The 6,233-nt window shown below is 57.0% G+C and carries 6 protein-coding genes and 1 pseudogene; 5 read left to right on the top strand and 2 right to left on the bottom strand.

Going from position 1 to position 6,233, the window contains the following annotated elements:
* Window positions 1-308 precede the first annotated feature (308 nt).
* Window positions 309-932: a TetR/AcrR family transcriptional regulator gene (locus A3754_RS09840; RefSeq protein ID WP_063519529.1), complete on the top strand. Its 624-nt coding sequence runs from the start codon at window positions 309-311 to the stop codon at window positions 930-932.
* A gap of 106 nt (window positions 933-1,038) precedes the next feature.
* Here A3754_RS09840 and A3754_RS09835 read toward each other — a convergent pair whose 3' ends face one another.
* Window positions 1,039-1,809 (bottom strand): enoyl-CoA hydratase/isomerase family protein, encoded by a 771-nt coding sequence (locus A3754_RS09835; RefSeq protein ID WP_063519528.1) that lies wholly within the window; start codon window positions 1,807-1,809, stop codon window positions 1,039-1,041.
* A gap of 170 nt (window positions 1,810-1,979) precedes the next feature.
* On the opposite strand from A3754_RS09835, the gene A3754_RS09830 reads away from it, so the two are divergent.
* The 4 genes from A3754_RS09830 (at window position 1,980) to A3754_RS09815 (ending at window position 5,998) form a co-directional block, all read left to right on the top strand.
* Window positions 1,980-2,657: a histidine phosphatase family protein gene (locus tag A3754_RS09830; RefSeq protein WP_063519527.1), complete on the top strand. Its 678-nt coding sequence runs from the start codon at window positions 1,980-1,982 to the stop codon at window positions 2,655-2,657.
* A gap of 84 nt (window positions 2,658-2,741) precedes the next feature.
* Window positions 2,742-3,950 carry an acyl-CoA dehydrogenase family protein gene (locus A3754_RS09825; protein WP_063519526.1) on the top strand — a complete coding sequence of 403 codons (1,209 nt, stop codon included), beginning with the start codon at window positions 2,742-2,744 and terminating at the stop codon, window positions 3,948-3,950.
* Between the two features lie 82 nt (window positions 3,951-4,032).
* Window positions 4,033-5,079 carry a phosphotransferase family protein gene (locus A3754_RS09820; RefSeq protein WP_063519525.1) on the top strand — a complete coding sequence of 349 codons (1,047 nt, stop codon included), beginning with the start codon at window positions 4,033-4,035 and terminating at the stop codon, window positions 5,077-5,079.
* A 154-nt stretch (window positions 5,080-5,233) separates the two neighbouring features.
* Window positions 5,234-5,998, top strand: coding sequence for an SDR family oxidoreductase (locus A3754_RS09815; RefSeq protein WP_063519524.1), 765 nt, complete (start codon window positions 5,234-5,236; stop codon window positions 5,996-5,998).
* 55 nt (window positions 5,999-6,053) lie between these two features.
* Here A3754_RS09815 and A3754_RS09810 read toward each other — a convergent pair.
* Window positions 6,054-6,233 (bottom strand): annotated as a pseudogene (locus A3754_RS09810) (IS110 family transposase); the annotation flags it as partial.

Here is a 6,233-nt window from a genome sequence, read left to right as displayed (position 1 = left end):
CATGGTGCTCTCCCGTTGCTGGCCCGGACAATGCCCACCGAGGCCAAATTTCAAAACGTTATTTTAAAAAGAGTCAGTATGCGAGCGGCGTAATCAGCCGTAAAGGGTCAAAAGCGCCATCTAGGGCGGGAAATCCGTCACGGCTTGCTGTGCGGTCAATGGTGCGCTTCGGAACTTGTGTCAGACTTCGGCCGCAAACCGTCCCGGGAGCTGAAAAGCAAAGAGAAAGCCGGTTGCAGGGCGCCCCAAGTCAGCATGCCCGGAGGGTGAAGGGCGCATAAAGGTTAAGGGTGAGAGGAAGGAAGCGTATGGCGAATCCGAATGAAGCACTGGTAAACGAACCCCGTGAAGCGATTCTTGACGCGGCGGCGTTGTGTTTTATGGAGCGGGGGTTCAATGCGACCAGCATTGACGATATTGCCCGTCGCCTTTCTGCCACCAAGGGGATGGTGTACCACTATTTCAGCTCCAAGGCCGAGCTGTTCTTCGAGATCCATCATCGCGCCATGGATGCCCTGTTTGAAGAACTGGAGCCGGTGGCAGCATCCGACCTGCCTGCCCCAGAGCGGTTTACGGAAATGGCGCGCCGCTATGTGCATACCCTGATTCGTACCCAGCCTTATCAGCGCACTGTCTCGGAAGCGGTGCAAATGGTCTTGCGTAACAGCACCACTGCCGAGCAGCGGGATCAGCTAACCGATTTGCAGTCCCGCCGTAGCCAGTGTGAGGCGATGTTCATGGCGGTGCTGGAAGAGGGGATGAGTAACGGCACGATGCAGGCCAGCCGCCCCAGGGTGTCGATCAAGCCGGTATTCGGGGCAATGAACTCGGTGATCAACTGGTACCACCATCGCGAAGGGGAAACGGCCGAGCAGCTGGCCGAGCTGGTCAACGAAGTGGTGCAGGTGGCGCTGCGCGGGGTGATGAAATAATCGCGGGTTTCCTCTACTGGCAGGGAAAACCCGCGATGCCTTTCCCGGGCTCTCACCGCCCGTAATATCGGGCGGCCACTGCGCGATCAAAAAGCGTCCCGGCAGGTTATTTTTTCATGAAGCCCGCGAAGCGCTCCCGGGTATCCTCACTGAACATCCTTTGCGCAAACAACACACTTTCCTTTTCTATCTGCGCCTTGATGGCGGCGTCGCTCAGGCGTGTCAGCTGTTTGGTCAGGGCGATGGCCGCGGGAGTTTTCTCTGCCAGCCTCTGCGCCAGCGCCAGTGCTTCTGAAGCCAGCTCATCCACCCCGGTTCTATAGGCAATCAGCCCCATTCGTTCGGCTTCCTCTGCGCTAAACGTATCGCCGGCCAGCAGCAAGCGGTTGGCGTTCTGGCGGCCAATCAGGGCGGGGAGTATCAGGCTGGAGCCGGCTTCGGGCACCAGCCCCAGGTTAATGAAGGCGGTGTGGAAGCGGGCGTCATCGGCGGCGATCACCAGATCCGCGTGCAGCAACATGGTGGTGCCAATACCGGTGGCGTTGCCCTGTACCGCCATGATGATCGGTTTATCCAGGGCCATAAGGGCATGGACGAGAATCATGGCCGGGCTCAGTTTTCCCTCATCACGGCTGGCCGGGTCGGCTTGCAAAAAATCCTTGATGTCGTTGCCCGCGCAGTAGCTGCGGCCGTTGGCGGTAATGAGCAGCGCATTCAGGTCATCCCGTGCGGCCAGGTGTTGTACCGCTGCGGTGAGGTCTTCATACATTGCCACATTGAGCGCGTTGAGCTTGTCGGCGCGATCCAGGGTGACGTGTAGAACGGCGTTGTGCTCGCGGGTTTGAATAAATCCGCTGGTCAGTGTCAGCTCCGTCATGGCGCATCTCCGGAAAGGGAAAACCATGGACAATATCGGAACAGTGTTCCAAATAATAGCCATGCATGGATGCATGAAATTTATTTAGCGGGATGCAAAATATCAATTTCACTAACTAATGGCCCTGATCTAGGCTGGTCCCATCGCTTTTCAGCTCAGAGGATTCGCGCATGACCCAGTTTTATCTTGTCCGCCACGGGCAAGCGTCGTTCGGCACCGATAATTACGATCGCCTTTCCGAACTGGGTCACCAGCAGGCACGCTGGCTGGGCGAGTATTTTGCCGAACGGGATATGGGCTTTGATGCCCTGGTGTGCGGAAATCTGGTACGCCACCGGGAAACCGGCGCCGGCATTTGCGAAGGCCTGGGTGTGGCCTTGCCTGAAGACATTCAGCCGGGGCTTAACGAATTCGATTTCCAGTCGCTGGTGGATGCCTATCTCACCCAGCACCCGGATCAGGTGCCCGGTGAGGGCGCCCCGGTCGCGGCTTTCTACAAGGCGCTGAAGACCGCCATGAAACACTGGCGCATGGACACCTTGACCGGTGATTTGCCAGAAACCTGGCAGGGCTTCTCCGGCCGGGTGGCTGCCGCTCGCGAGCATATCCAACGGCAATACAGCGACAAGGACCGGGTGCTGATTGTCAGCTCCGGCGGTGCCATGGCTATGTTTATCAGGCACGTTCTGGGTGCGTCGGATGACGCCGTGGTGGAGTTGAACCTGCAGATCCGCAACAGCAGCGTGAGCCACGGTTTCTTCAATCAAAAGGTGGTGCGCATGGCCAGTTTCAATAACGTGCCGCATCTGGATCGCCCGGACCGTTTCGAGGCGATTACTTATTATTAAAGAAAGACATTCAGCACCCTTGATGGCGCCTTTGCCTGTAGCGTGAGGCGTGCTGCGTGCCGCATTTTTCAATGGGAGAGTTTCATGGATTTTCAGTACACAGAAAAAATGCAGACATTGATCGCCCAGGTGCGCGATTTCATCAACACCGAAATTCGCCCGGTGGAAGGGTTGTACCACGAGCAGTTGGAAAAAAGCCCGTGGGAAACCCCGCCGATCATGGATGAGCTGAAGGAAAAAGCCAAAGCCAAAGGTCTGTGGAACCTGTTCTTGCCCAAGGAGTACGGGGAATACAGTGCCGGCCTGAGCAACCTGGAATATGCGCCCCTGGCCGAGGAAATGGGCCGCAGCCGTATTGCTTCCGAGGCGTTCAACTGCGCGGCTCCGGATACCGGCAATATGGAAGTGCTGGCCAAGTACGGCAACGAAGCCCAGAAAAAGGCGTGGCTGCAGCCGTTGCTGGAAGGCCGGATTCGTAGTGCCTTTGCCATGACCGAACCGGAAGTGGCGTCCTCCGATGCTACCAACATTGAAACGCGGATCACCGAAGACGGTGATGACTACGTGATCAATGGCCGCAAGTTCTATATCAGTGGGGCTATGCGCAAGACCTGTGAAATCATGATCGTGATGGGCAAGAGCAGCCCGGACAACCCCAACCGGCATCAGCAGCAGTCGCAGATTCTGGTGCCCACCAATACCCCCGGCGTCAATATTGTTCGCCCGATGCAGGTGTTTGGTTACAACGATGCACCGGAAGGCCACGCGGAGGTTATTTTCGATAATGTGCGTGTGCCCAAGGCCAATATGATTCTTGGTGAAGGCCGTGGCTTTGAAATCGCACAGGGCCGCCTTGGCCCGGGTCGGATTCATCACTGCATGCGCCTGATCGGTGCTGCCCAGGAAGCCTTCGAGCTAATGTGCAAACGGGTAAACCAACGGGAGGTGTTTGGTGCACCCATGAGCAAGCAGGGCTCCGTGCGTGAAGATATTGCCAAATCCTACTGCGAAATCGAGCAGGCCCGGCTGCTGACGCTGAAAGCGGCAGACGCCATGGACCGTGCAGGTAACAAAGACGCCAAGGATTTGATCGCTATGATCAAGGTGATTGCCCCGAATATGGCGTTAAATGTCATCGATCGGGCGATTCAGATCCACGGTGCTGTGGGCCTGAGCCAGGATACGCCGCTGGTTAACTTCTTTAGCTATGCGCGCACCCTGCGTCTGGCCGATGGCCCGGACCAGGTGCACATGATGCAGCTGGGTCGGAACATGGCTAAACAATTCGCCTGATTTCGGGTGCTGGCCCGGAGCGTTAAACCCGCTCCGGGCTTTGCTATTTGCGCAGCAGAACAGAGAAGAACAGGAGAGCTCCATGTCCCAGGTGGATACACTGGATACGCAGAAACTGGCTGAATACCTTGAACAACACATTGATGGCTTCAAAGGTCCTGTCCAAGCCGACAAGTTCGAGGGGGGCCAGTCCAACCCCACCTTCAAGATCACTGCCGCCTCCGGCTCCTATGTGCTGCGTCGCCAGCCGCCGGGCAAACTGCTCAAGTCCGCCCATGCGGTCGATCGCGAATTTCGTGTTATGGCCGCATTGAAAGACACCGATGTACCGGTGCCCAATGTGCTGCACCTGTGTGAAGACCGCGATGTTATCGGCTCCATGTTTTACGTGATGGAGTTCTGTGAAGGCCGCATTTTGTGGAGTGCAGCCCTTCCCGAGGCGGGTGAGGGCGATACAGGCAATGCGGTGCGTGCGCAGATGTATTCGGAAATGAACCGGGTGCTGGCAGCCTTGCACAGTGTGGACCTGGAAGCCGTCGGCCTGACGGATTACGGCAAGCCGGGCAATTATTTTGAGCGCCAGCTGGGCCGCTGGACCCAACAATACGAAGCGTCCAAGTTGCAGGAAATCCCTGCAATGGATTCGCTGATCGAGTGGTTGCAGGCCAGCCAGCCCGAGGATGATGGCCAGGTGTCTCTGGTGCACGGGGATTACCGCCTGGACAACATGATGTGGCACCCCGGCAAGCCCGAAGTCATTGCAGTACTGGACTGGGAATTGTCCACACTGGGTCACCCACTGGCAGATCTGGCTTACCAGTGCATGGGGATGCGGATGCCGCAGCGCGGCGCCAAGATGGCTGGCCTGCAAGGTAAGGACCGTACCGAGCTGGGTATTCCCAGCGAGAAAGAATACGTGGCCATGTACTGCGAACGCCGGGGTATTTCCCATATCGACAACTGGGAATTCTATCTGGCATTCAGTTTTTTCCGTCTTGCTGCTATCTGTCAGGGTGTGGCGAAACGGGCTGAAGACGGTAATGCATCCAACAAACAGGCCGCCGAAGTGGGGGCGCTGGTAGAACCGCTGGCTTCCATGGCCATGCAGATTATTAACGAAGGGGCATAAAAGGCCGCTTCACGTTGCACGCAACAGGCAACACGGTAAATCAAGAATAGAATTTGCAGCGCAGTGTCAGGGCTGGACGTTTGGCCTGGCTCCGATTCGTGTTGCCGTGTGTTATCTGAAGCGTGCTGCGTCAATTTCAATCGGGAGAGTAGTAATGAGCACGAGCCTTTTTAATCTTGAGGGCAAAATTGCCCTGGTGACCGGCGCTAGCCGGGGTATTGGTGAAGAAATTGCCCGTCTGCTGGCAGAGCAGGGCGCCCATGTGATTGTGTCCAGCCGAAAAATTGATGGCTGCCAGGCGGTGGCGGATGCCATCAAGGCCGATGGCGGCAGCGCGGAAGCGTTTGCCTGCCATGTGGGCGAACTGGCGCAGATCGAAGCGGTGTTTTCCCATATCCGCGAAGTGCACGGCAAGCTGGACATTCTTGTGAATAACGCTGCCGCGAACCCGTACTTCGGCCACATCCTGGATACCCCGGTGGATGCTTTTGACAAGACGGTCGACGTGAACCTGCGTGGCTATTTCTACATGTCCGTAGAGGGGGCTAAGTTGATGCGCGAGCACGGTGGTGGTGCCATCGTCAATACTGCCTCGGTGAATGGTCTTACCCCGGGTGAAGGCCAGGGCGTGTATTCCATCTCCAAAGCGGCCGTGATCAGCATGACCAAGTCTTTCGCCAAGGAATGTGCACAGTTCAACGTGCGTGTGAATGCCTTGCTGCCGGGCCTGACCAAAACCAAGTTCGCCGGTGCCCTGTTCACCAACGAAGACATCTACAAACAGGCTCTCAGCCAGATCCCCATGGGCCGCCACGCGGAACCCAAGGAAATGGCCGGCACAGTTCTCTATCTGGTTTCCGATGCCTCCAGCTTCGTGACCGGCGAGTGTGTTGTGGTTGATGGTGGCTTTACCATTTAACACTAACGTTGCTATCAAACCGCTGTAGGAGATTCTATGTTGTCCACCCCAGTCTTCATGAGGCAGGGGCCGGCTGATAGTCGGTGCCATTTTTCATAAGCGCGAAGGCGATACGAACCAGTTTGCGCGCCAGGATGACTAACGCTTGGGTAGTTGCCAGCCCTCGATCCAGATAAGCCTGATAGACCCCTGCCCAACGCTTGCTCCGGCGAGCGGCCATGGCCGCGCAGTAAAG

It is taken from the genome of Alcanivorax sp. HI0083 (genome assembly GCF_001635175.1).
The sequence above is the reverse complement of the archived record's forward strand: the minus strand, read 5'-3'. Positions and strand labels throughout refer to the sequence as shown.

Excerpts from the sequence above, each read along its gene's own strand:
- A3754_RS09840 (WP_063519529.1), top strand. The coding sequence starts at position 309 with ATGGCGAATCCGAATGAAGCACTGGTAAACGAACCCCGTGAAGCGATT.
- A3754_RS09835 (WP_063519528.1), bottom strand. The coding sequence starts at position 1,809 with ATGACGGAGCTGACACTGACCAGCGGATTTATTCAAACCCGCGAGCAC.
- A3754_RS09830 (WP_063519527.1), top strand. The coding sequence starts at position 1,980 with ATGACCCAGTTTTATCTTGTCCGCCACGGGCAAGCGTCGTTCGGCACC.
- A3754_RS09825 (WP_063519526.1), top strand. The coding sequence starts at position 2,742 with ATGGATTTTCAGTACACAGAAAAAATGCAGACATTGATCGCCCAGGTG.
- A3754_RS09820 (WP_063519525.1), top strand. The coding sequence starts at position 4,033 with ATGTCCCAGGTGGATACACTGGATACGCAGAAACTGGCTGAATACCTT.
- A3754_RS09815 (WP_063519524.1), top strand. The coding sequence starts at position 5,234 with ATGAGCACGAGCCTTTTTAATCTTGAGGGCAAAATTGCCCTGGTGACC.